This window comes from Collinsella sp. AF18-8LB (assembly GCF_003459795.1).
Classification (GTDB): domain Bacteria; phylum Actinomycetota; class Coriobacteriia; order Coriobacteriales; family Coriobacteriaceae; genus Collinsella.
The window spans coordinates 1-2,082 of sequence record NZ_QRWU01000020.1 but is presented as its reverse complement, the minus strand read 5'-3'; the positions used below and the strand labels follow the sequence as shown (position 1 = coordinate 2,082).

Here is a 2,082-nt window from a genome sequence, read left to right as displayed (position 1 = left end):
GTACGCTTGAACTTAAAAGGGGGAGGCCTCGCGGCCTCCCCCTTTTTTGCGTTAATGGGCAACATTCCTTATGCAATTAAATCAATTTAATCATCCACCGCTTAATATAGACGTTCACCGTTCTGTGGTCGGTTCTCTGTTCTCAATGGACTAATATTTGCTTTAGCGCACTGACGCGCTTGTCCTGTTTCACACGGGTCGTTTTATTGATTGTGACGGAAGGACTCACATGGCAGATGTTCATGAGCTGCTTGATACTTGGATTGCCAATGTCAAGGATGAGGAGCTCCTCGCTGAGCTCAACACGATGAAGGAGCAGGGTGATGAGGACGCCATCACCGACGCTTTCTTCCAGGATCTCGCCTTCGGCACTGCTGGTCTTCGCGGCACTATCGGTGCAGGCACTAACCGTATGAATATCTATACGGTCGGTCGTGCGACCCAGGGATTCGCTGACTACCTCAATGCGACCTTCGAGCATCCGACGGTCGCCATCGCTCGCGATAGCCGCAATAAAGGTGAGCTGTTCGTTAAGACGACGGCTGCCATTCTTGCAGCAAACGGTGTGACTGCCCTTGTGTATCCCAAGATTTCTCCTGTGCCGACGCTTTCCTGGGCTGTTCGTGATCTTAAGTGTTCCGGTGGCATTTGCATGACCGCTAGTCATAACCCGGCGCCGTATAACGGCTATAAGGCCTATGGCCCCGACGGCTGCCAGATAACCAGCGAGGCCGCCGATGCAATTTCTAAGGCCATCGCCGAGACTGATACGTTCACCGGAGTGAAGTCCATGGACTTCGATGAGGCTCTTGAGCAGGGTCTGGTCAAATGGATCGATGATTCGTGCCTCGAGCGTTATTACGACGCCGTACTCGCGCGCGGCGTTACGAATCTTTCTGCCGAGGAGATTGCCGGCGCACCGCTCAAGCTTGTCTATACGCCGTTGAATGGTACCGGCCTCATTCCCGTCACGACGGTGCTCGAGCGTGCTGGCATCACCGATGTCACGGTTGTTCCCGAGCAGAAGGAGCCTAACGGCGATTTCCCGACCTGCCCGTATCCTAACCCCGAGATCCGTCAGGCCATGCAGAAGGGCATCGACCTGTGCGAGCAGGTTCACCCCGATCTGCTGCTTGCAACCGATCCTGACGCCGACCGTGTTGGCGTTGCCGTTAAGAATGGCGATGACTATCTGCTGCTGACCGGCAATGAGATGGGCGTTCTGCTGCTCGACTATATCTGCAAGACCCGTGCTGCCCGCGGTGAGGACCTCACTAATAAGGTTGCCGTTACTACTATCGTTTCTTCCGCCATGGTTGACGCTTTGGCCGACGAGTACGGTTTTGAGCTCCGCCGCTGCCTGACGGGCTTCAAGTACATCGGCGACATCATTACTTCTCTTTCCGATGCTGGCGAGGTCGATCGCTTTATCTTCGGTTTTGAGGAGAGCTACGGCTATCTGGCCGGCGACCACGTGCGCGACAAGGACGCCGTGAGCACTTCGCTTCTGATTTGCCAGATGGCGCAGTATTACAAGCTCCAGGGCAAGAACCTCGCCGATGCGATGCACGATCTGTACGAGAAGTATGGCTACTATCACAACAAGACGATTTCGCTGAGCTATCCGGGCGCTGAGGGTGCGGTAAAGATGGCCGGCATCATGGCTGGTCTGCGCGAGAACCCGCCCGTGGAGCTCGCCGGTTCCAAGATTGAGGCCGTCGTGGATTACAATACCTGCGTGAACGGCCTGCCGAAGGCTAACGTCATTGAGTTCGATCTTGAGGGTGGTAACAAGGGTATTGTTCGTCCTTCCGGCACCGAGCCCAAGATTAAGCTGTACATCTTCGCAAAGGGCGCGGATGCCGCCGAGGCTGATGCAGCACTTGACGCGATTGAGGAGTCCGGTCGCAAACTATTGGCCTAAGGCTTTGAAAGCCTATTTCTATAGATAGACGGAGGAGGGGATCTCGGAAACGAGGTCCCCTCTATATTACTGGTAAATACAGCTGAGAATCCCAAACTGTGTAGGAAATGTGTACGCCCAGATTCCCGCCCCCGGGGCCCCTCCGGTCTGGCAATATA

General features: G+C 55.0%; 1 protein-coding gene. It reads left to right on the top strand.

The features are described from left to right. The first annotated feature begins 229 nt into the window (after positions 1 to 229). Positions 230 to 1,924: a phospho-sugar mutase gene (locus DWX25_RS09350; protein WP_117744005.1), complete on the top strand. Its 1,695-nt coding sequence runs from the start codon at positions 230 to 232 to the stop codon at positions 1,922 to 1,924. Positions 1,925 to 2,082: the final 158 nt, after the last annotated feature.